At 49.6% G+C, this 20,959-nt stretch carries 19 protein-coding genes; 13 read left to right on the forward strand and 6 right to left on the reverse strand.

Features of this window, described 5'->3' with window-relative positions; genetic code table 11:
* Positions 1-4: 4 nt before the first annotated feature.
* Positions 5-976: a M15 family metallopeptidase gene (locus FYJ60_RS10960; protein WP_154458720.1), complete on the reverse strand. Its 972-nt coding sequence runs from the start codon at positions 974-976 to the stop codon at positions 5-7.
* A gap of 56 nt (positions 977-1,032) precedes the next feature.
* Positions 1,033-1,773 carry a PrsW family intramembrane metalloprotease gene (locus FYJ60_RS10965; RefSeq protein ID WP_154458721.1) on the reverse strand — a complete coding sequence of 247 codons (741 nt, stop codon included), beginning with the start codon at positions 1,771-1,773 and terminating at the stop codon, positions 1,033-1,035.
* Positions 1,774-1,892: 119 nt separating this feature from the next.
* On the opposite strand from FYJ60_RS10965, the gene pilM reads away from it, so the two are divergent.
* From pilM to FYJ60_RS10990, 5 genes are all read left to right on the forward strand, one after another.
* Entirely contained in the window at positions 1,893-2,405 is a 513-nt protein-coding gene (gene pilM, locus FYJ60_RS10970; protein ID WP_154458722.1) for a type IV pilus biogenesis protein PilM, read from the forward strand.
* Positions 2,406-2,634: 229 nt separating this feature from the next.
* Positions 2,635-3,162: a flavodoxin family protein gene (locus FYJ60_RS10975; RefSeq protein WP_154458723.1), complete on the forward strand. Its 528-nt coding sequence runs from the start codon at positions 2,635-2,637 to the stop codon at positions 3,160-3,162.
* A 59-nt stretch (positions 3,163-3,221) separates the two neighbouring features.
* Positions 3,222-4,133, forward strand: a complete 912-nt coding sequence (locus FYJ60_RS10980; protein ID WP_330579197.1) for a TIGR01212 family radical SAM protein — start codon at positions 3,222-3,224, stop codon at positions 4,131-4,133.
* Positions 4,134-4,361: 228 nt separating this feature from the next.
* A complete protein-coding gene (locus FYJ60_RS10985) occupies positions 4,362-5,879 on the forward strand; it encodes a sodium-dependent transporter (RefSeq protein ID WP_154458725.1) in 1,518 nt (505 codons plus the stop codon).
* 125 nt (positions 5,880-6,004) lie between these two features.
* Positions 6,005-6,661: a lysoplasmalogenase gene (locus tag FYJ60_RS10990; RefSeq protein ID WP_154458726.1), complete on the forward strand. Its 657-nt coding sequence runs from the start codon at positions 6,005-6,007 to the stop codon at positions 6,659-6,661.
* A gap of 69 nt (positions 6,662-6,730) precedes the next feature.
* On the opposite strand, the gene FYJ60_RS10995 is transcribed toward FYJ60_RS10990, so the two are convergent.
* Together FYJ60_RS10995 and FYJ60_RS11000 are read right to left on the reverse strand one after the other, a co-directional pair.
* The gene (locus FYJ60_RS10995; protein WP_154458727.1) at positions 6,731-9,166 is read right to left on the reverse strand and encodes a TRAP transporter large permease subunit; all 2,436 of its coding nucleotides are present in this window, start codon (positions 9,164-9,166) and stop codon (positions 6,731-6,733) included.
* Positions 9,163-9,711, reverse strand: coding sequence for a TRAP transporter small permease (locus FYJ60_RS11000; RefSeq protein ID WP_205839079.1), 549 nt, complete (start codon positions 9,709-9,711; stop codon positions 9,163-9,165). Before FYJ60_RS11000 ends, FYJ60_RS10995 begins: the two co-directional genes overlap by 4 nt.
* A 363-nt stretch (positions 9,712-10,074) precedes the next feature.
* Between FYJ60_RS11000 and FYJ60_RS11005 the strand changes: the two genes are divergently transcribed.
* The 3 genes from FYJ60_RS11005 to FYJ60_RS11015 all read left to right on the forward strand — a co-directional run bounded on the left by FYJ60_RS11005 (position 10,075) and on the right by FYJ60_RS11015 (position 12,858).
* Positions 10,075-10,950, forward strand: a complete 876-nt coding sequence (locus FYJ60_RS11005; RefSeq protein WP_154458729.1) for a putative manganese transporter — start codon at positions 10,075-10,077, stop codon at positions 10,948-10,950.
* The gene (gene rlmD, locus FYJ60_RS11010; protein ID WP_235903408.1) at positions 10,947-12,383 is read left to right on the forward strand and encodes a 23S rRNA (uracil(1939)-C(5))-methyltransferase RlmD; all 1,437 of its coding nucleotides are present in this window, start codon (positions 10,947-10,949) and stop codon (positions 12,381-12,383) included. Before FYJ60_RS11005 ends, rlmD begins: the two co-directional genes overlap by 4 nt.
* Before the next feature lie 178 nt (positions 12,384-12,561).
* Entirely contained in the window at positions 12,562-12,858 is a 297-nt protein-coding gene (locus tag FYJ60_RS11015; protein WP_154458730.1) for a type II toxin-antitoxin system RelB/DinJ family antitoxin, read from the forward strand.
* Between the two features lie 572 nt (positions 12,859-13,430).
* Here FYJ60_RS11015 and FYJ60_RS11020 read toward each other — a convergent pair.
* Positions 13,431-14,942: a DUF438 domain-containing protein gene (locus FYJ60_RS11020; RefSeq protein WP_154458731.1), complete on the reverse strand. Its 1,512-nt coding sequence runs from the start codon at positions 14,940-14,942 to the stop codon at positions 13,431-13,433.
* A gap of 190 nt (positions 14,943-15,132) precedes the next feature.
* Between FYJ60_RS11020 and FYJ60_RS11025 the strand changes: the two genes are divergently transcribed.
* A complete protein-coding gene (locus FYJ60_RS11025) occupies positions 15,133-15,705 on the forward strand; it encodes a DNA-3-methyladenine glycosylase I (RefSeq protein WP_154458732.1) in 573 nt (190 codons plus the stop codon).
* A gap of 127 nt (positions 15,706-15,832) precedes the next feature.
* A complete protein-coding gene (locus FYJ60_RS11030; protein ID WP_154458733.1) occupies positions 15,833-16,198 on the forward strand; it encodes a YraN family protein in 366 nt (121 codons plus the stop codon).
* Positions 16,199-16,237: 39 nt separating this feature from the next.
* Here the strand turns inward: FYJ60_RS11030 and FYJ60_RS11035 are convergent, their stop codons facing one another.
* Complete coding sequence (locus FYJ60_RS11035) at positions 16,238-17,404, reverse strand: ribose-phosphate pyrophosphokinase (RefSeq protein WP_154458734.1); 1,167 nt, start codon at positions 17,402-17,404, stop codon at positions 16,238-16,240.
* A gap of 204 nt (positions 17,405-17,608) precedes the next feature.
* On the opposite strand from FYJ60_RS11035, the gene FYJ60_RS11040 reads away from it, so the two are divergent.
* The 3 genes from FYJ60_RS11040 to plsY are packed head-to-tail and all read left to right on the forward strand — an operon-like array spanning position 17,609 to position 20,947.
* Positions 17,609-18,991, forward strand: a complete 1,383-nt coding sequence (locus tag FYJ60_RS11040) for a DUF512 domain-containing protein (protein ID WP_154458735.1) — start codon at positions 17,609-17,611, stop codon at positions 18,989-18,991.
* A complete protein-coding gene (gene der / locus FYJ60_RS11045) occupies positions 18,954-20,285 on the forward strand; it encodes a ribosome biogenesis GTPase Der (RefSeq protein ID WP_154458736.1) in 1,332 nt (443 codons plus the stop codon). Before FYJ60_RS11040 ends, der begins: the two co-directional genes overlap by 38 nt.
* Positions 20,282-20,947, forward strand: a complete 666-nt coding sequence (plsY, locus tag FYJ60_RS11050) for a glycerol-3-phosphate 1-O-acyltransferase PlsY (RefSeq protein ID WP_154458737.1) — start codon at positions 20,282-20,284, stop codon at positions 20,945-20,947. The genes der and plsY overlap by 4 nt, the downstream gene beginning before the upstream one ends.
* Positions 20,948-20,959 lie beyond the last annotated feature (12 nt).

Here is a 20,959-nt window from a genome sequence, read left to right on the forward strand (position 1 = left end):
AACATCAGCCGGCCTGGCCGGAGGCTTCCAGCGAGGCCAGGGCTGCCTGGTTGATTTCATCGAGACTGGTAAAGGGCTCCACATATTTCTGAAGGTACTCTTCCAGACAGAGGTTCTCGTCGTGGATGACTTTTGCGGCAGTTGTTCCTACATAGCGGTAATGCCAGGATTCATAGATGATGCCGGTGATGTCGGATTTCTCTGGAGGATACCGCAGGATATAGCCGTATTTCCAGCAGTTGTCCTGCAGCCAGAGCTGCGTCGGGTCGTTGTCCTGGGAGGAATTGATATCGGTATTGGCTGTGGTGCCGATGTCAACCGAGAGACCAAGTTCGTGTTCGCTTGTTCCCGGCACGGCTACCGATGTGGCGGCCTCGGCTTCCGCGGAAGCTTCGTCCATGCCCTGGTTAACGTACATTTGGACGGTATTGTTGAAATATAACTCCTGTGTCTCATGGGTTCGGTAGCCCGAGATTGCCAGCGGGTTGTATCCCGCGGCTCTGCAGTCGGCAAGCATCTGTGCCAGCGAATCCGCGCAGCGGATGTCTGTAGACTGGTTGTTTTCCACCTCCGTGACCTGCGGGATATACCCATCCGGCAGCGGGTGTTCTTTATTTACCAGTACCAGTGCCCAGACATCCCCGGTATTGTATTTTTCCGGATCCGGCGTCGGTTCCGGGGTGGGCGTCGGGGTGTCCGATACCACAGGCGTGGAGACAGAGACGGCGGAGACATCGGAAGTGTTCTCTGACACAGCTTCCGTTAAATCCGGGGAGACAGCGGTGCCCGAAGAGGCGGAGAATACCGAAGAAGCCCCGCTGTCCGGATCGGATCCGGAGGAAAGGCTTCCTACAGCCGGGAGCGGATGGCCGGTCATCGTCCAGACCATGGCAGCGATTCCCAGGCACAGGGCGGCAAGAACCAGAACCAGCAGTATAATTGTAATCGTATTTTTTTTCTTATTTTTATTTTCCATAGCAAATCAAAAACTGTTAAAAGCAATATGATATCCTGACGGATCGTCCCGCGCGGTCACACAGGCTGGTCGGACCGGGATTCTCTGCGGATGACAAAGAATATGACGATATAAATCAGAACAACCGACAGAATGAAAATCAGGGTGGATGTCCCGGTTCCTGTCATCAGGCAGGCGTCATAGGTGCCGTGGAACAGGACGGCCAGGGCGTAACCGATGATATTCTGTACCCTTGCGAGAGCTCTCCTGGAGGGCTGGTAATACGACAGATCGGCGTTCTTCTTGGCGTGCCCGTAAAAAATCCCGAAAATAACGGCGAAGGCCATATGTCCCGGTATAGACAGGAATGCCCTGGTGGCAAGCGTCCCGACGCCGTACCGGAATCCGTATAGAATATTCTCGAAGGCGGCAAATCCCAGAGAGGTAAACACAGCGTAGACAATTCCGTCGAAACGGAAATTAAACGCCGGATTTTTCCAGGTGATGGCAGCCATCAGCCCGTATTTGGTTCCTTCCTCTACGGCGCCTACGACAAGATAAGCCATCAGGATTGTGTACAGGCTTCCGGAACGGTCCGGAATGCCCAGGTCAAGAAAGACGGTGCCGATCTGTTCCAGAACCATGGAGAGCAGCCCGGCCAGGACACCGGCCCCGACCAGCTTCATCAGGAGGGCAGGCGGTTCCGGCTCGATTTTATCCTGACGGTAGACATAAACCATCAGGACAACGGCAGGAAGAATGGCAAGGAAGACGGGTATCATTGCAACCATGGTAAAACCGCTGAGAATAAAGAACATGAAGACCTCCCGGGAATGAAAACGGATTTACAAATGTAATCAAATAAAATACATTAATAATGAAGCGGTTTTATGTTATCATGTTTTGAGCCTGATGTAAAAGACATTATAAGGAACATTTGACGGTATGCAAAAAGCTGCGTGTTGCGTGTAAAGAGAAGATGGCCGTCTGCCAGAACCGTACGCTGAAGCAGTTTGTGTCGGAAAAAATACCCGACAACATGGTGAAGGACAATAAAATTGTATCTTGGGATGCTATGGCGGATTTTCTGAAGGAAGTGATCCGGACAAAAGGAGTCAAATGCAGGCACTGCGTGATTGCCCTTCCAGCGGATACCAGCTTTATCCGCCGTGTCACCATGCCGTTGATGACAGAGCAGCAGCTAAAGGTCAATCTACCCTATGAATTTCATAATTATATCAGCCAGGATATGGATAAGTATATTTATGACTACACGGTGATCAGCCGGACGGATAAGGAGATGGAGCTGCTGGCGGTTGCCGCCGCCAGGGACTTTGTTGATAAATATGTGGAGATGTGCCGCCGCGCCCTCTTGAAGCTGGTTCTGATTGCCCGGATATTATCGCGTTCCGGAACATTCTGCGCAGCTATGAGCAGGAGCATGGACTGAAACACGGATCCGCGGATTACGCGATTCTGAATGTCGGAGACCGGAAAATTGATCTTCATTTCTTTTCTCACGGCGAATATGAGGTGACCAGGAGCCTGGAAACCGGCTGCCATGAGCTGATGAAAGCTATATCCGAACTGACGGGGGAGGATGTGCAGCCAGAAGCTTATGTAAAAGGCTGTAAGGCAAAATATCCCGGAGAAAAGCGCAGAAAGGTTTGGATAATAATATGAAAAGTGAGCGCACAGCAGCCCTGCTTGTCGCGTCTGTCACGGGAAATACCCAGAAAGTGGCGGATGCACTGCAGGGAGAACTGGAGAGACAAGGCTGGAATGTGCTGCATCTGGTTAATCGGGAGCGGTTTGAGAAAACGGTAGAGGCGGATCTCTATCTGGTCGGCTTCTGGTGCAGGAAATCTTCCATGGATGATTCCAGCCGGAGATTGGTGAACCAGTATCAGGGAAAGCCGATGCTGGTTTTCGGAACGATGGGAAATTATCCGACGGGAGATTATGCAGATTTGGTCCGCGGAAACGTGCAGGAAATAGTGAACGCCCGGAACTGCTGCAGAGGAGTCTTTCTCTGTCAGGGAAAAATCCGTGAGGAGCGGACAGAGGCGCGCAGAAAACTTTCTCCTGAGGAACCGCATTACCTGGATGACGAAGGATACCGGCGCCACCTGGAATCGCGCAGACATCCGAACGAAGAGGATCTGCAGAACGCAGTCGGATGGCTGAAGGAAAGGCTGACCGCCTGAACAAACGACTTAGGAAAAGAGGCACAGGGGGAAAAAGAAGATTCAGGAGAAGCGGCGGAGTGAAAATTCTGACAATCTCAGAGTATATGAAACAAAAATACGGACAGAAGGTCTACCGGCTGTCTCTATCTTCCGGATGTACCTGTCCGAACAGGGACGGAACCCTGGGATGGGGCGGGTGCGCGTTCTGCTCGGCAGGCGGATCCGGGGATTTTGCCGCAGGCGCCGCGCCCCTGGAAGAGCAGATAGAGACGGCAAAACGCCGGGTTGACGCAAAGATTTCTGCATCTGTCCGTCCGGAGGATCGAAAATACATTGCCTATTTTCAGAGCTACACCAATACTTATGGAGATACAGGGCGGCTGCGGCGTCTGTTCATGGATGCGATTACAAGACCGGAGATTGTCACGCTCTCGGTCGGTACACGCCCGGACTGTCTGGAGCCGGACAAGGTTCAAATGCTGGCAGAGCTGAATCGTATCAAGCCTGTCTGGGTGGAGCTTGGCCTTCAGACGATTCACGAGCAGACGGCAGATGCCTTTCACCGGGGCTATTCACTGCCGGTCTTTCTGGATTCCTACCGGCGGCTGAAGCAGGCCGGACTGGCAGTGATTGTCCATGTGATTCTGGGACTGCCGGGGGAAAGCAGGGAGGATATGCTGGAAACCGTGCGCTTTCTTGCAGGGCTGAATCCGTGGTTGGACGGAATCAAGCTTCAGCTTCTGCATATCCTGAAAGGAACCGAGTACGGTTCTCTCTATGAAAAGGAACCTTCGGTTTTCCAGGCATCCGGTTTTACATTGGAGAGTTACTGCGATCTGGTAGTGGACTGCCTGAAGCTGCTTCCTCCGGAGACGGTTATTCATCGCCTGACCGGAGACGGACCGAAAAAGCTGCTTCTGGCTCCCAAATGGAGCGCAGATAAAAAAAGAGTGCTGAACGAGCTGAACCGCAGGATTCGGGAAGCTTAGGAAGTCATGGCTTTTTTACAGCCGTATTTTTTGAGGGCTTTTTTGAACGGTTGTTCCTTATTATAGACAATATTTTTCCTTTGCTTTATACTGGAACATGTCATTCTGAATCGCGGCTTTGAACGGAAAGGTTTATTTTTTTCGGACTGGAGTCCCGCGGGTTTTTTGAAAAAAGAAGAATCCGACGGATCAGAATGACATAGTTTATCTGAGGGGGAAACAAATCTTATGAATGATCATGTGACGAACAGCGCTCCTGCGGATGCCGCGCGGAAGAGGGAGAGCTTCGGCTCACGCCTGGGCTTTATTCTTGTGTCCGCTGGATGCGCCATCGGAATCGGCAACGTATGGAAATTTCCGTATCTGTGCGGAAAATACGGAGGGGCCGCGTTTATTCTGATCTATCTGATATTTCTTCTGGTTCTGGGAATTCCCGTCATGGTGTGTGAATTTGCCATCGGCCGCGCCTCCCGAAAGAGCGCGGCGCGAAGCTTTGAGGCATTGGAACCGGTGGGAACCAGGTGGCACTGGCTGAAATATATCAGTATCTTTGGCTGCTATCTTCTGATGATGTATTACACAACGGTATCCGGGTGGATGATGGATTACTGCGCCAAGCATGTGCAGGGGGCCTTTGCCGGAAAAACGGCTGACGAGATCAGCATCCATTTTTCCGAGATGCTGGGTAATCTTCCGGAAATGGTCTTCTGGACGCTTCTTGTCTGTGTCATCGGTTTTGTCATCTGTTATTTCGGAGTCCAGAAAGGGGTGGAGCGCATCACAAAATATATGATGATCGCCCTGCTGATCCTGATGGTCATCCTTGCCGTTCACTCGGTGTTCCTGAAAGGCGCCGGGGAGGGGATTCGTTTTTATCTGGTTCCGGATTTTCAGTCTCTTTCAGAGCTGGGATGGGGAAATGTTATTTTCGCGGCTATGAGTCAGGCGTTTTTTACACTTTCAATCGGTATCGGCGCGATGCTTATTTTCGGCTCCTATCTGGGGAAGGAGAGAAGCCTGACGGGAGAGGCTGTTACCGTGACCGCTCTGGACACCTTTGTGGCGCTGATGGCCGGGTTCATCATTATTCCTGCCTGCTTTGCCTATGGGGTGGAGCCGACCTCCGGACCGAAGCTGATATTTCTGACGATTCCGAATCTGTTCGCGCAGATGCCGGGAGGAAGAGTGTGGGGGGCTCTTTTCTTTGTATTTCTTTCCTTTGCGGCACTCTCTACCGTAATTGCCGTATTTGAAAACATTATTGCCTTTGATATGGATCTGTTCGGATGGAGCAGAAAGAAGAGCGTTTTTATCAGCGCTGTCCTGGTCATGATCCTGAGTCTGCCCTGTGTGTTCGGGTATAATATCTGGTCCGGTTTTCAGCCGTTCGGGGAAAATACGGCTGTTCTGGATCTGGAGGATTTTATAGTATCCAGCAACTTACTTCCGCTGGGAAGTCTGGTATTTGTCTGGTTCTGTATCCGCAGAAACGGATGGGGCTGGCAGAATTTCCTGAAGGAAGCGGATGCCGGGACAGGCATGAAGTTTCCGGCGAAGCTCCGATATTATTTTGCGTATGGCCTTCCGGCGCTGATCATTATTATCTATCTGAAGGGATATTATGACATGTTCTCGCCGATGGGAACCGGGACATTGATCGTATGGATGTGTATTGCCTGCGCATTTCTGGCATTTTTGTTCTATTGTATGCTGTATACGCCGGGGAAGAAGCGTCAGTCTAAATAATGCCTCTTCCCAAGTAGAGCGGCAGTATCCGTACAAGTTCCTGTCTCATTTCACATCATTTCCGCAGGGCTCAGGCCGGGTCCGGAACCTGCGGGAATCATCTGTTTGCGAAAGGAAAAACCCGCATGGCATTTGCAATTACGGTATTCGGACTTTTTATTCTGACAGCAGTTCTGGAATCTGCCGCGCACATTCGGGGTGATTCAAAAAAACAGAGGATTTTTAAGCCGCTCTGTATGCCCCTGCTTGCTCTTCTTTATCTTCTCTGTGCCGGGAGAGGAGCTTCCATCCTGATTATCATCGGTCTGCTGTTCGGAATGCTGGGAGATACCTTCCTTCTCAGCGATGATTCCAAAAATTTTCTGCTCGGCGCGGGTTCTTTTCTTGCCGGGCATATCTGCTATATCATTGCTTTTCTGACCCATACGGAATGGCCGCTCTCTGCGGGTATGGGGTGGTGCGCGGCCGCGGCAGCTGCTGTGTATGCTGTGTACCTCTGCCTGATTGCAAGGAAGCTTCTGCCATCGCTGGATGGTGCCATGAAGCCCGGAATTCTGGCCTATATGGGGGTGATACTCCTGATGAGCCTCTCGTCGTTCCTGCTTATGCTGTCAAAAGGGACCCCGGCAGCGGCGGTGCCTTTTGCGGGATCCCTTCTGTTTATTCTTTCCGATACGGTTCTTGCCTTTTCCGTGTTTCAGAAAAAAGCGCACTGGCCGGTTATGCCGACGTACCTTTCCGCGCAGTTTCTGATTATGCTGGGAGCAATGCTGGTTTTCTGAGTGCCCTGCTCGTCAAAAGAGAAGGGCAGAGCTGCCGGCTTTTGCGGCAGCTCTCTCAAAGTCCCACTGTTATCCTTCCTGGGATTCGCTTTGAGTAAAGGCGTCAATATAGGCCCGGGCATCTGTTTCACTCATCCCTCTTCCGGAGACCAGCTGTTTGGTAAACCAGTCATAGCATCCGGATGAGGCATTTTTAAAGGTGTCCGTGTCCATCTGGTCCGCCGTGGTTACAGCCATATCGCCGCTTTTTTCCCATCCCTGAACCAGCTGTTCGGTGTCCTTGCGGTTAATGGCAATCTGATACTCCACTGCTTTTTTTGCATTCTCATCAATAACGGCTTTCTGGGCGTCTGTAAAACTGTCGTAAACCTTCTGGTTGATACAGAAGAAAATACAGTCATAGTAGGCATTCCACAGAGAAATATAATCCTGGACATCCTGGACGGAGGCGGAGGCAATAGACGTCTCAGGGTTTTCCTGCCCGTCGATGGTACCCTGCTGTAGCGCTGTGTAGGTCTCCGACCAGTTCATGGCAGAGGCATCGCATCCCCATTCCCGGTACATTTCCGCACAGAGATCGTTGGAGCAGATACGCAGCTTCAGTCCCTTCAGGTCTGACTGGGAAACAATCGGCTTTTTGGAGTTGGTGATCTGGCGGAATCCGTTTTCCCCGATTCCCTCACAGACCAGACCATATTCCGCCAGCGTCTTTTTCAGTTCCTCTCCGCCGGCCCCGTCCATCGCACGATCCACCTGGTCATAATCTTCAAACAGGAAGGGCAGCGAGACCACGTTAAAGCAGGGATCAAAATTCGCGTAGATCAGGTTCGAGTGGAAGGAACACTGAATCGTGTCTCCGTCCATCAGCGCCTGAATTCCCGCCACCTGATCTCCATTGGTCAGTTGTTCTCCGGGATATACATCAACCTTGAATTTCCCTCCTGTGGACTGCTGCATCAGGGCGTTAAAGTAGTATCCGGCCTGCGCCCAGGTACACGTTTCCCCCGGAGAGCAGTCAAAATTCCAGGTCGTAACAGGCCAGGCTTCGGTACCGGTGTACTGCGCGGCGTTTTTGGCGGCGTCATATTCATCGGAATCTTCATAGTCATGATAGATTAGTCCGTTGGAGTTGATCTGCTTCACCTGAGAGGCGGAGCTTTCGCTCTCGCCGATAAAGGCCAGTGAAATTTTCGGAACATACGTCACCAGCCCGAGCACGCACAGGCAGGCGAGGATCATCGGCAAGACCGCCCTGGAAATAGAACTGATGGTCACGCGGTAGAAGATTTCCGCCTTTGCCCGCGCGGAAGCTGCTGCATCTTTGATTTTGAGTCCCATGGCGACAAAAAGGTTTACGCCGACAGGAGGCGTAACCTGTCCGATTGCCAGGTTGACAGTCGCCAGTACACCGAAGGCGATCAGGCTGCAGCCCAGAGACTGAGCCACGGGCGCCATGATCGGAATGAAAATGTACATGGCGGAATTCGCGTCGATAAAACAGCCCGCGATCAGGAAAATAATGTTGACAATCAACAGGAATACAACCCGGCTGCTTCCTACCTGGGCGAGCAGGGCTTCCGCCGCCTGGGAGATGCCGAACAGCGTGCAGCAGTAGGAAAAAAGAGAAGCCGCCGCGACAATCAGCATGATTCCTCCGGATGTTTTGGCGGAATCAATGAAGATTTCCGCCAGATCCTTCCAGGTGATTTCTTTGTAGATCACCATTCCCACAAAAAGACCGTAGATCACCGAGACGGCAGCCGCCTCAGTGGGGGTAAAGATACCTCCGTATATGCCTCCCAGAATAATCACAGGCATCAGGAGTCCCCAGAAGGCGTCCCGGAAAGTCGCCAGACACTCCCTGCCGGATCTTTTCTCGTGAGACGGCTGAATGTTTTTCCTGCGGGCTTCGATCATTACCACGACAATCAGGGCGGCGCCCATCAGAATGCCGGGTATGATACCGGCCATAAACATTTTTCCGACATCTGCCCCGACAATCGACGCGTAGACGACAAAGGCGATGGACGGCGGAATCACAATGGCAATGGAGCTGGAAGCCGCCATGAGAGCCTCGGAAAAAGCCGGGGAGAAGCCGGATTCGATCATTGCCGGGATCAGGACGGCGCCCAGGGCAGCAACAGTAGCAGGTCCGGAGCCGGAGATGGCGCCGAAAAAGCAGGCCACAACGACACACGTGATTGCCATTCCGCCGCGGCGGTGGCCGCACAGGCAGTCAATAAAGCGAACCAGGCGGGTGGAAATTCCTGCCCTTGCCATAATATTCCCGGAAAGTACGAAAAACGGGATAGCAAGGAGCAGAAACTTTGCGATTCCGGTATAGGTGTTGGTCGCAATAATGCTGAGGGTAAGGGTGTGAAACTGCGGGTCAAAATTTGCTGCGTAAAGGAGTGCCAGAATGGAGCTTCCGCCCAGGCAGACAGCGATCGGGACACCGATCAGCAGCATGATAAAAAAGGAAATAAAAAGGATTGCCGTAATCATTTATTTTTTCCTCCCCTGCATGCGCTGTTTTCCGGCTGTACGGATTCCTTACTGTCTGTGCCTGGGACAGAAGAAGCCGGCTGCTTCAGAAAGTCCAGACAGTTCTCGATAAAATGAAGGGTCAGAGAGACACCCCCAATTACCACAAAAATCCAGAAAAAAGACTTCGGGATGTGCAGGATGGGGCTCAGCGTATGATCTACCCGCACCCGGTTGATTCCTTCGGCTGTCAGGACAATCGAGTAAAAAAGGCAGACGACAGTGGAAAGAATCTGCAGAACATTTCTGCCCTTTTTCCCCAGACGGTCCGGGATCAGGCTTAAATTCACCAGCCCGCCGTCACGCGCGGCCACACCGGCTCCCAGAAGAGAGATCAATACAAAAACGGCAACCGTGATTTCCTCTGTGAAACCAAGAGAGTGCTGGAAAATTTTCCGGGCAATGACATTTCCGAAGGTAAGAACAAGAACCAGCAGGATGGAAAGCGCCAGTACAGCATTCTCAATCTTCACAACGATGCCCATGATTTTTTTATAGGTTTTCATGAAACAGACAGCCTCCTCATTTTGATATCCTCCGGCAGCCTGCATGTTTACAGAAACGCCGGAATGTACATATTTTTAAGTACGCACGTTCTCCATTATATTTAACGAAAATGAATTGTCAAATGAAGAATATTCAACTTGTATACATTGATCTTCTGTGTCTTTCACCTAAAAATTTGTCTCCATCCACAGCGCATGATCAAAAAAGTGACACAAAAGATGGACAAAAACAGGGCAGCAGAGGTATTGTTGGGGTAAATGCCAGCTTGCCTTACCTGTCGGCAGTCATGTATAATTAGACGACCTGTACACCTTATGGTGCCGCAAGAGCCGGCGCAGATATAAAAAGGAGTCGATTGAATCATGAATGTAAGCATATTGAGGGAGGTCCTGGCGGATGCCGTTATTGATACGGCAAAGCTGATCCCTTTTCTTTTCCTGACATACCTTCTTATGGAGTGGCTGGAGGAGAAAACAGGAGAAAAAACGGTTTCCATTATCCGGAAAAACGGAAGGTGGGGGCCGGTCATCGGCGCGGCACTTGGCGTGGTTCCCCAGTGCGGGTTTTCTGCGGCAGCCGCCAGCCTTTATTCGGGAGGGCTGATCACAGTCGGAACCTTGCTGGCTATTTTTCTGTCTACGTCCGATGAGATGCTCCCCATCATGATCTCAGAGGCAGTAAGCCCCATGACAATCGGTAAGATCCTCCTGGCTAAAATCCTGTTAGGCCTGCTGTTCGGCATCGGGATCGATACTCTCAACAAACTCCGTCACAGATGGAAGAAAGACAAGGAAAAACATATCCATGATCTCTGTGAACAGGATCACTGCCACTGCGAGGAGGGAAACGTATTTCTTTCCGCCCTGCGGCATACCATTCAGATTGTCATCTTTATTTTTATTTTCACATTTGTCATTGGCCTGCTGATTGAGCTGGTCGGAGAAAATGCTATCGGGACTTTTCTGACCAGCCGGCCCGTGACAGGAGTCCTTCTCTCTGCGCTGATCGGCCTGATTCCAAATTGCGGAGCGTCTGTTACCATTACAGAATTATATCTGCGGGGAATTCTTTCTTCCGGCCAGATGATTGCAGGACTTCTTGTGGGCGCAGGAGTCGGGCTGATGGTGCTTTTCCGGACGAACCGAAGACTTGTGGAAAACCTGAAAATTACAGGAATTCTGTATCTCTCCGGGGTGCTTGGCGGATGGATCATTGAGCTGACAGGAATTGTCTTTTGAGCGTTTTATACGACTATGAAATCAGGAATTTTATGCAGAACGAAAAGAAAACAAAAAAAATAAAAGAAGAGAAAAATAACAGAGAAAACACGGAGATCAGACGGGATAAACAGGCATCCGACAGGAAACTTCAGAAAACAGGAAAAAATGTCTCCGGAAAAACATTGAAGAGGGAAATCCGGGCCGCGGGCGGACAAAAGCATCCGGCAGATGCCAGGAAGACAAGAGATAGGATGGGGGATATCCCGAAAAAAGAAAAGAACCGTATCAGAGAATCCGGAGGACAAAACGGACTGTGCCCGTATGCTAAAAAATGCGGTGGATGTACCATGCAGGGAATCCCTTATGAGAAGCAGCTGAAGCGGAAAGAACATCAGGTCAGGGAGCTTCTGCGCGACATCTGTCCCGTGGAGAAGATTCACGGAATGGAAAACCCGCTGCATTACAGGAATAAGGTACATGCTGTGTTTGACCGCTTTCCAAACGGAAGAATTGTCTCCGGTATATACTCCGAGGGGACGCATCGGGTAGTACCGGTTACCGGCTGCCAGATTGAGAATGAGCAGGCGGACAGAATCATCGGAACAATCCGGAAACTGGTTCAGTCGTTTCATATCTTTATCTATAACGAAGATAACGGAACCGGGCTTCTGCGACATGTTCTGGTGCGCTGCGGGCATAAAACCGGCCAGGTGATGGTTGTGCTGGTCTGTGCTTCTCCTATTTTCCCGTCCAAAAACAATTTTGTCCGCACTCTTCGTGCGGAACATCCGGAAATCACAACAGTGGTGCTGAATGTGAACGACATGCAGACCAGCATGGTTCTGGGAGAAAGAAATATCGTCCTGTACGGAAAAGGGTATATCGAAGATGAACTCTGCGGAAAGACCTTCCGGATCTCTCCGGGCTCTTTTTATCAGATCAATTCTGTGCAGACAGAGTGGATGTATGAGAAAGCGATAAAACTCGCCGGTCTGACCGGGAAAGAACTTGTTCTGGATGCTTACTGCGGAATCGGCACTATCGGTATCATAGCATCCGATCAGGCCAGACAGGTAGCAGGTGTGGAGCTGAATCGAGATGCCGTGCGGGACGCTATTGCAAACGCAAAGCGCAATGCGATTAAAAATATCCGCTTCTATGCAGAGGATGCGGGAGAGTGGATGACCCGGATGGCAGCGGAAGGCGTCAGGGCAGATGTTGTATTTATGGATCCGCCGCGGTCCGGAAGCAGTGAGGCTTTCCTGGACGCAGTCGCTGCAGTCCGTCCGAAGAAGATTGTATATATTTCGTGCGGACCGGATTCCCTGGCCAGAGACCTGCGGTATCTGAAGAAAAGAGGGTATCACTGCGAATCGGCCTGGCCGGTAGATCTCTTCCCGTACACCGCACATACAGAGACTGTTGTATTGATGTCAAAGAAAGACACATAAAAGGGCTGAATAAGGGTTAAAAGACTTTCTCATTTATCTTAGGATACGAGCAGGCACTCCAGAGAAGTGGAACATCTGCTCGCATTCATTTTTTGAAAGCGGATCTAATTTGAAGAATACAAAATGTATTGTAAACTGCAAAACAATGTACTACAATTTAGATAAGGAGGTGTTCGTTATGAAAGATTCAACAGTCAGCGCTCGCGTTGAAACGAATATCAAAATTGAAGCAGAAGATATTCTACAGAAGCTGGGAGTTCCATCATCTGTCGTAATTAATTCTTTGTACCGCCAGATTATTTACCATAGAGGCATCCCGTTTTCGCTAACAGTACCTGCGGAGCCGGAAACAATAGACAGCATGCCGGAAGTCCGGCTTGATGCTAAACTGTCGCATAGCTATGCTCAGTCAATTGCAGGTGAAGGCAGGCCAATGGACGATGTATTTGATGATCTGGAGAGGAGTCTTAAATAAGTGGATTCCTTTGAGATTGTCATTACTCCCGATGCAGAGGCGTTAGAAAGATCATCGCTAAAAATTTTTATATCTACTACAGACCAGATGAATCTTCAGGCAGAGTCTATGTCATGAACGTAATTTACGCGAAAAGAGATCAGCTTAATGCCTTTAAGAAAATGCATATCGACAATTAATCGGATCAAGATCATGATGGGAAAGTAATGATATTTACATTAAAACAGATTAGGAAGTAACCGATTTGTCATATTCTCGAACACTGTGATGCAATTTCGACATATTCCTGCTCATGAGAAAGGTGTGCTGTAAGCCTTATTTTAAACCATTAAATCCGGAACGGGGACAGGAAATGCAGCTTCTCAGATTTTCTACTCAGTGTCTGGAAAATCTACGGAAGCTTGATGTGGCCACTAGCCAAGAAGCTTATAATACCAGCTGGATGAGACCAACATTGAATATACGAAGGTCATAGTCTCCAACTTAGCATTACGTTATATGATTTTGATCAGAAACGGGGAAGAAACGCTTTTGCGTTTCTTCCCTCGGCGTATGCTGCTGAATTTCAATTTTTATTTATTTACAAAATGTTCTTTGGCAAACTCCATATCCTGTACAAATTCTGCGGTGCCGACATAGTTTCCGTCTCTGTCCCGGACAGCCATATAGTTTACCAGCATGACGCGGCCGTTCTTCTCCATCCATACGGGAACGCTGTCTCGTCTGCCGCTGCGGAAATCTTCAATGATCTGCCGTACCATCGGCTCGATCTTCGGAGGATGGCAGGAGAACACCTCGCGGTCAATCGCCATGCCGGGGCGCTTGAATACCTTGTGACCCTCGTTAAAATAGCGGTTAATATTCTTTGCATCTACAAAGGTAATCTCCATCGGGATGGTGTTCAGCAGGGCAGTCAGCTGCTCCACAGTCATATGTCCGCCCGGCATCACAACCTCTCCGTCATAAGAGGTAGCTTTTTCTTTGGCAGTCTCGCTTTCCGCTTCCTCCCATTTTTCGCCGCGGATGCCGAAGCAGGCTGCGTAATCCTTCGCGTCACGGTAAATGTTCTTCCAATCCTCCTCGGAGAAGTTTACCGCGCAGATCGGGAATAAAATGTTCTGTTCTTTGTAAATCATTTCTTCGGCGCGCTTCAGAACGGCATTCAGCCGGGAATTCCATTCTTCCCCATGATCGGATTCTTTCCCTAATGCGCCGAGCTCATCACGGATCTCATCGTCAACGGTCCACATGACATCAGAGGGTCCGGTTACCCCGTATTTTACCTTCAGAAGTGTGTAGAGAAGGTCGCCTTTTTTCGCGTAATGGACGGAAAGTTCCCGAATTGCGGGGAGCAGCGAGAGATCACCATCTTCTTTAAATTTTTCCAGTAGTTCAGACAGTGCCTGATTCTCTTTTGTCAGCGTCTGCAGGGGATGGCCGGAAATCAGCTCCAGAGCGGCAGCCTTCTCCTTCTTCCCGCCATAATCTGCTTTCGGAGAGGAAGAAAGTCCGGATAATTCGGCGCCTGCTTTCTGTTTCCGAAGAGATTCTTCTACCGCCTTTTCGGCGTTGGCAATTTGTTCCTCCCTGGTTGCCCCGTGAAAAAGGGCGGAGTGAATGTCACAGAGCTTCTGAACCTCGGAAAGCGGGGTTCCTTCCCTCATCAATTCCTGCTCGGCATTCATAATCTCTGCCGCGTCGACCTGCTTAAATTCACGCACAAAATCAGCTCGGACTGATTCCAGCTCCTCTCCGCTGCCAAGACGGCGCAGGTAATTTTTCAGCTGTTCGGTACGTTCGTCAGACACAGCTGTCGGCTGAGAAGGATTGGCAGCAGCGGTTGTTCCTTCGGGCATGTCGCCGGAAAGAATAAATCCGTTATCCAGAAGAGCCTTTACGACTTTGATCATCGGTATGCTTTTTACTTTTGCGCCCTTGGGGATGGTCATTATTTTACCCACAGAGTTAAGAACGGGCTTTTTCGTAATTTCAGTAAAGCCAAGCCCCGATAAAATATTAATCAGTTCAGGATACTCCTGAGTAAGCTCAAATACGGTTTTGTTCAGATCTATTTTTTTTGCCATTGTTGTTTTACCTCCTTGATTTCTAAGCGGATTCTAGCAGATCGAAAAGAAAAATTATGTTGTAACTACAACATTTTTGTTTCACTATTTGATTTTGATCCCATGAAATTGTTTTTCTCAGATGCATCAGACCCCGGAGTATGTCATAATGTCTCTGTCTGTCAGTTGCTTTTTTATAAGGAGAAAATCATTGAGCGAACATAACTGCCGTGGGTGGTACGAGGGAGATCCGGTAATGGAAGCGTATCATGATTATGAATGGTGCAAGATCAATCACGATGACTGTTTCCAGTTTGAGATGCTTTGTCTGGAAGGAGCCAGTGTGGGTCTTTCCTGGAAAACAATCATGCATAAGAGAGAAGCTTATCGAAGAGCCTTTCATCAGTTTGACATAGACGCGTGCGCGTCCATGACCGACGAAGAACTGGAAGGGCTGCTGTCTGATTCCGGGCTGGTCCGGAACCGGAACAAAATTTTCAGTGTCAGAAAAAATGCGCAGGCTGTGAAGAAAATCCAGGCGGAATTCGGCTCACTGGACGCGTATCTGTGGAGCTTTACAAACGGAAAACAGATTGACGGAGGCTGGACAGCTCCGGAGGAAGTTCCGACAAAATCGGATGTTTCTGTAAAGATGAGCGCAGATATGAAGAAACGCGGAATAGCATTCGTGGGACCGGTTATAACCTATTCATTTCTGCAGGCGGTCGGGATTGTCAATGATCATCTTGCGGGATGCGAATACAGAGGTTCAGGATCTGACTAGATTGGAAATGGTGGATAGTTGAAAGACAAAAATAATTATGTAAACGGTGAAACTGCGCCGGGACTGTGTTAAAGTAAGAGTGTTACAGAACCATCTGATCCATCATCAGAATCGGGAGGAATGCCGGATGAATAAACGCAGGGTCGGATCCGTGTACGAAGAAAAGGCGGCGAAATATCTAGAGAAAAACGGATACCGAATCCTAAAGAGAAATTTTCGCTGCCGCAGGGGAGAGATTGACCTGATTGCCTCCGGGAAGGAAGGTGCGGATTCGGTTCTCGTGTTCATAGAGGTGAAGTATCGGCTTTCCGACAGCATCGGCCGACCGGAAGAGGCGGTGACGCCTTTGAAGATGAAAAATATCTGCAGGACGGCGGATTATTACCGTATCTGTAACGGCATTCCGGAAGACCGAACCTGCAGATTTGATGTCATTGCCATTCAGGGAGATAACCTGAGGCACTATAAGAACGCGTTTCCTTATGTACAATAAAGTAAAAGGGGGTGACAGACTTTGCTGCCTGCTTCAGCCTTACCGGTGACGCTTCAGCAGCTTGTTGATCTTCAGTGTATTGTCCCGCACTTTATTGATGGAAACGTCATGATTCAGAGTATCGATAATGCTTGCCAGATATTTGCCCATTTTTGCTGTCGCGTACCAGGGACGGGAGAGAAGCTCCGGTGTCTGGTAGATCAGATTGGTGGTTATAACTTTGCTGATAATTCCCTTCTCATAATACTCGTCAAATTTCTCCAGCCCGTCTGTAAAAAGACCAAACGTTGTGCAGACAAAAACATTTTCCGCACCACGTTCCTTCAGCTGGGATGCCACATCCAGCATGCTTCCGCCGGAGGAAATCATATCGTCAATCACGATGCAGTTCTTGCCTTTTACAGAATCCCCAAGAAATTCATGAGCGACAATGGGGTTCTTTCCGTTTACAATGACGGAATAATCGCGGCGCTTGTAAAACATTCCCATATCGACGCCGAGAACATTGGAAAAATAGACGGCCCGGCTCATGGCGCCTTCATCGGGGCTGATGATCATCAGATTTTTGTTGTTGATCTGCATATCCGGATAGGATTTCAGAAGCGCTTTCAGAAACTGATAGGTAGGAAAGAAGTTGTCAAACCCGTGCAGGGGAATGGCGTTCATCACACGGGGATCGTGCGCGTCAAAGGTCAGGATATTGGTAACGCCCATGCTGCTTAATTCCTGCAGGGCCATTGCGCAGTCCAGGGATTCTCTTCCGGTGCGCTTGTGCTGGCGTCCCTCATACAGAAACGGCATGATGACATTTACACGGTGGGCTTTTCCGTTAACTGCCGCGATGATTCGTTTCAGGTTCTGATAATGGTCATCCGGAGACATATGGTTTGTCTGCCCGAATGCCTGATAAGTCATACTGTAATTTGCCACATCTACAAGAAGAAAAAGGTCTACGCCGCGTACCGATTCCGAGATGTTTCCCTTGGATTCTCCGCTGCCAAAGCGGGGGCACTCACAGTCTGCCAGAAAGGTCTTTTCCGCATAGCCATACAGCTTTTCTTTGGAAGGATTGGCTTCTACAATTTCCTGACGGAACTGAACCAGGAAACGGTCAATGGTTTTAGCCATGTCTTCACATCCCGGAAGAGCGATCAGTTTGAGCGGAGCAACCGGCATGGAATTTATCAGGTAATTGATATTAGTCATAATGCCTCCTTAAATCAGGCTGTCTATGTTTTCCGGAAAGCCGGAAAAACAGGATGGCTGTAAATAAAAACAGTCCAGAAGTTAAATTATTGTTACCGGACTTACACGAAAATAATAGCAATTCATCCCTGCAGTGTCAATGTTGCTTCCTTGCTTTTTACAGGTTATCTTGCTATGATAATTCAGGTATATACGGAGGAAAATATGACCAGAAGCAGACATCTGATCCGGGCGGTAGAACCGGGAAGCATTGCGGAAGAAATGAATATGGAACCCGGAGATGAAGTCCTGGAAATTAACGGCCGGGAGATACAGGATATTTTTGACTATCAGTTTCTGGTGGAAGAGGAACAGATTACTGTTCTGATACGGAAAAAAAACGGGGAAGAATGGGAACTGGAAATTGAAAAAGACGAGGATGAGGATCTGGGCATCACTTTTGAAAACAGCCTCATGGACGAATACCAGTCCTGCCGGAACCGCTGTATTTTCTGCTTTATTGACCAGATGCCTCCGGGGATGAGGAAAACGCTGTATTTTAAGGACGATGACTCGCGCCTGTCTTTCCTTCAGGGAAATTATGTCACGCTGACCAATATGTCCGCGGATGATATCCGGCGGATTATCCGGTACAGGATGGAACCGATCAATATTTCCTTTCAGACAACCAACCCGGAACTGCGGTGCAAAATGCTGAACAACCGCCACGCGGGGGATGTTCTGGAGAAGGTGAGGCTTCTTTCGGACGCCGGGATTCTTATGAACGGACAGATTGTTCTCTGCAAAGGAATCAACGACGGACCGGAATTGGAGAGATCCATCCGTGACCTTCTGGAGTTTCTTCCGAATCTGAAAAGCGTTTCCGTAGTTCCTGTAGGACTCTCCAGGTTTCGCGACGGCCTTTATCCCCTGGAACCGTTTGCCAGGGAGGACGCGGAGGCGGTCCTGGACCAGATCGAGGGCTGGCAGAAGAAACTTTTCCCCCAATGGGGGCTTCATTTTGTTCACGCGTCCGATGAATGGTATCTTCTGGCCGGAAGGCCGTTTCCCGAAGAGGAGAGGTATGACGGTTATCTTCAGCTGGAGAACGGTGTAGGCATGCTTCGGCTCCTGCAGACAGAGGCGGAGGAGGAGCTCTCCGGCCGTAAGGGGAAAATCTGCCGCAGATCTGCGTCGATTGCAACCGGAGAACTGCCTGCTCCGTACATTCGGAAACTGGCAGAGAAAACAGCGGAGAAATACGAGGGACTGGATATCCGCGTATATCCAATCCATAATGATTTTTTCGGAGAGAGGATTACGGTGTCCGGGCTGGTTACCGGACAGGATCTGATTGCGCAGTTAAAAGAAAAGAAACTGGGAGAAGAACTTCTTATTCCTGCCAATATGCTTCGTGCGGGAGAAGAAATTTTTCTGGACGATATTTCGGTATCGCAGGTGGAGAAAGAGCTGGGAATACCGGTCCGGGTTGTAGATCCGTCCGGGCAGGCATTCGTAAAAGCTTTGCTGGGAGAGGAAAGCGGACAGAATCATAAAAGGAGGCAAAGCTATGAGCAAGCCGATTGTGGCTATTGTGGGGAGACCTAATGTGGGGAAATCCACCCTGTTTAACGCACTGGCAGGCGAAATGATATCCATTGTAAAGGATACGCCGGGTGTGACCAGGGACCGTATTTACGCGGATGTTTCCTGGCTGGACAGGGATTTTACCATTATTGATACCGGAGGTATTGAGCCGGACAGTCAGGATATCATCCTTTCCCAGATGCGGGAACAGGCGCAGATCGCCATTGATTCGGCGGATGTGATTATTTTTATCACGGATGTCCGTCAGGGATTGACGGACGCGGATTCACAGGTTGCGGATATGCTGAGGAAGAGCCGTCGTCCGGTGGTTCTTGCCGTCAATAAGGTGGATAATTATAAGAGCCAGCAGATGGACGTGTATGAATTCTATAATCTGGGGATCGGAGAGCCGTTTCCCATTTCCGCGGAGGGAAAACAGGGAATCGGGGATCTGCTGGATGCTGTCGTCAGCCATTTTCCGGAACACAGCGGAGAGGAAGAGGACAGTGAAATTCCGAAAATAGCCATTGTCGGGAAACCGAATGTTGGAAAATCTTCTATTATAAATAAGCTGCTGGGAGAAAACAGGGTCATTGTCTCGGATATTCCCGGCACCACACGTGATGCGGTGGATACTACCATTACAAGAAACGGGAAGGATTACATTTTTATTGATACTGCAGGCCTTCGCAGAAAGAGTAAAATCAAAGAGGATATCGAGCGGTACAGTATCATCCGGACAGTTTCGGCGGTGGAAAGGTGCGATGTAGCCGTACTGATGATTGACGCCGCGGAAGGGATCACAGAGCAGGACGCAAAGATTGCCGGGATTGCCCATGACAGGGGAAAGGGGCTTATCATTGCGGTAAATAAATGGGATCTCGTGGAAAAAGATAACAGTACCATGAAAACGTATACGGAAAAAATACGGTCGGTGCTGTCTTTTGCCCCATATGCGGAGATGCTTTATATTTCCGCAAAAACCGGACAGCGGCTGAATAAGCTGTTTGATGCCGTCGATCAGGTGCTGGAGAGCCAGTCGCTGCGGGTTCCGACCGGTGTGCTGAATGAAATTCTTACAGAGGCCATTGCCATGCAGCAGCCGCCGTCGGATAAGGGAAGACGGCTGAAAATTTTCTACATGACGCAGGTTTCCATCAAGCCGCCGACATTTGTGATATTTGTGAATGACAGAAAGCTGATGCATTTTTCCTATCAGAGATACCTGGAGAACAGAATTCGGGATTCTTTCGGCTTTCAGGGTACGGCCATTCATTTTATTATTCGGGAGAGACAGGAGAACGGGGAATCATGACTGCCAGAGTTTTGTGCCTGATTATCGGATACTGCTTCGGCCTTTTTCAGACAGGCTATTTCTACGGAAAAAGAAGGGGTGTTGACATCCGCACGATGGGAAGCGGAAATGCGGGCACGACCAATGCCCTCCGTTCCCTCGGACTGAAGGCAGGACTGGTTACCATGGCGGGGGATATCCTGAAGTGTATTCTGGCCGTGCTTGTCACGTGGCTGGTTTTCCGGAATGCTTACCCGGAACTGGTTCCGCTTCTGAAAATGTATACGGCGGCAGGGGTCGTGCTGGGACATGATTATCCGTTCTATCTGCATTTTAAGGGCGGAAAGGGTGTCGCGGCGACGGCTGGAATAGTCATAGCATTTGGAGATATCCGGCTGATTGTTGTGGTTATCGGACTGTTTTTTGTCATCTTTTTTACAACGCATATTGTATCGCTGGCATCGCTGCTGGCCTATACAGCCTTTTGTGTCGGAATCTGGATTTTTACGCTGATGGGAGACTACGGGCTGACAGGGGGACCGCGTGCGGAGCTGCTGGTGCTTGTTACTGCCCTGACGGTTCTTGCCTATTACGGACACAGGGGCAATATTCACAGGCTGGCACACAGAAATGAGAGAAAAACGTATCTGCGCAGAAAAGAAGAGGAAAAAGGGCGTCACTGAATCAGAACAACA

The organism is Bilifractor porci (genome assembly GCF_009696005.1).
GTDB classification, from domain to species: Bacteria; Bacillota; Clostridia; order Lachnospirales; family Lachnospiraceae; genus Bilifractor; species Bilifractor porci.

Excerpts from the sequence above, each read along its gene's own strand:
- FYJ60_RS11005 (WP_154458729.1), top strand. The coding sequence starts at position 10,075 with ATGAATGTAAGCATATTGAGGGAGGTCCTGGCGGATGCCGTTATTGAT.
- FYJ60_RS11020 (WP_154458731.1), bottom strand. The coding sequence starts at position 14,942 with ATGGCAAAAAAAATAGATCTGAACAAAACCGTATTTGAGCTTACTCAG.
- FYJ60_RS11040 (WP_154458735.1), top strand. The coding sequence starts at position 17,609 with ATGACCAGAAGCAGACATCTGATCCGGGCGGTAGAACCGGGAAGCATT.
- FYJ60_RS11000 (WP_205839079.1), bottom strand. The coding sequence starts at position 9,711 with ATGAAAACCTATAAAAAAATCATGGGCATCGTTGTGAAGATTGAGAAT.
- FYJ60_RS10960 (WP_154458720.1), bottom strand. The coding sequence starts at position 976 with ATGGAAAATAAAAATAAGAAAAAAAATACGATTACAATTATACTGCTG.
- FYJ60_RS11035 (WP_154458734.1), bottom strand. The coding sequence starts at position 17,404 with ATGACTAATATCAATTACCTGATAAATTCCATGCCGGTTGCTCCGCTC.
- plsY (WP_154458737.1), top strand. The coding sequence starts at position 20,282 with ATGACTGCCAGAGTTTTGTGCCTGATTATCGGATACTGCTTCGGCCTT.
- FYJ60_RS10975 (WP_154458723.1), top strand. The coding sequence starts at position 2,635 with ATGAAAAGTGAGCGCACAGCAGCCCTGCTTGTCGCGTCTGTCACGGGA.
- FYJ60_RS11015 (WP_154458730.1), top strand. The coding sequence starts at position 12,562 with ATGAAAGATTCAACAGTCAGCGCTCGCGTTGAAACGAATATCAAAATT.
- FYJ60_RS11030 (WP_154458733.1), top strand. The coding sequence starts at position 15,833 with ATGAATAAACGCAGGGTCGGATCCGTGTACGAAGAAAAGGCGGCGAAA.
- FYJ60_RS10990 (WP_154458726.1), top strand. The coding sequence starts at position 6,005 with ATGGCATTTGCAATTACGGTATTCGGACTTTTTATTCTGACAGCAGTT.
- FYJ60_RS10965 (WP_154458721.1), bottom strand. The coding sequence starts at position 1,773 with ATGTTCTTTATTCTCAGCGGTTTTACCATGGTTGCAATGATACCCGTC.
- der (WP_154458736.1), top strand. The coding sequence starts at position 18,954 with ATGAGCAAGCCGATTGTGGCTATTGTGGGGAGACCTAATGTGGGGAAA.
- FYJ60_RS10995 (WP_154458727.1), bottom strand. The coding sequence starts at position 9,166 with ATGATTACGGCAATCCTTTTTATTTCCTTTTTTATCATGCTGCTGATC.
- FYJ60_RS10985 (WP_154458725.1), top strand. The coding sequence starts at position 4,362 with ATGAATGATCATGTGACGAACAGCGCTCCTGCGGATGCCGCGCGGAAG.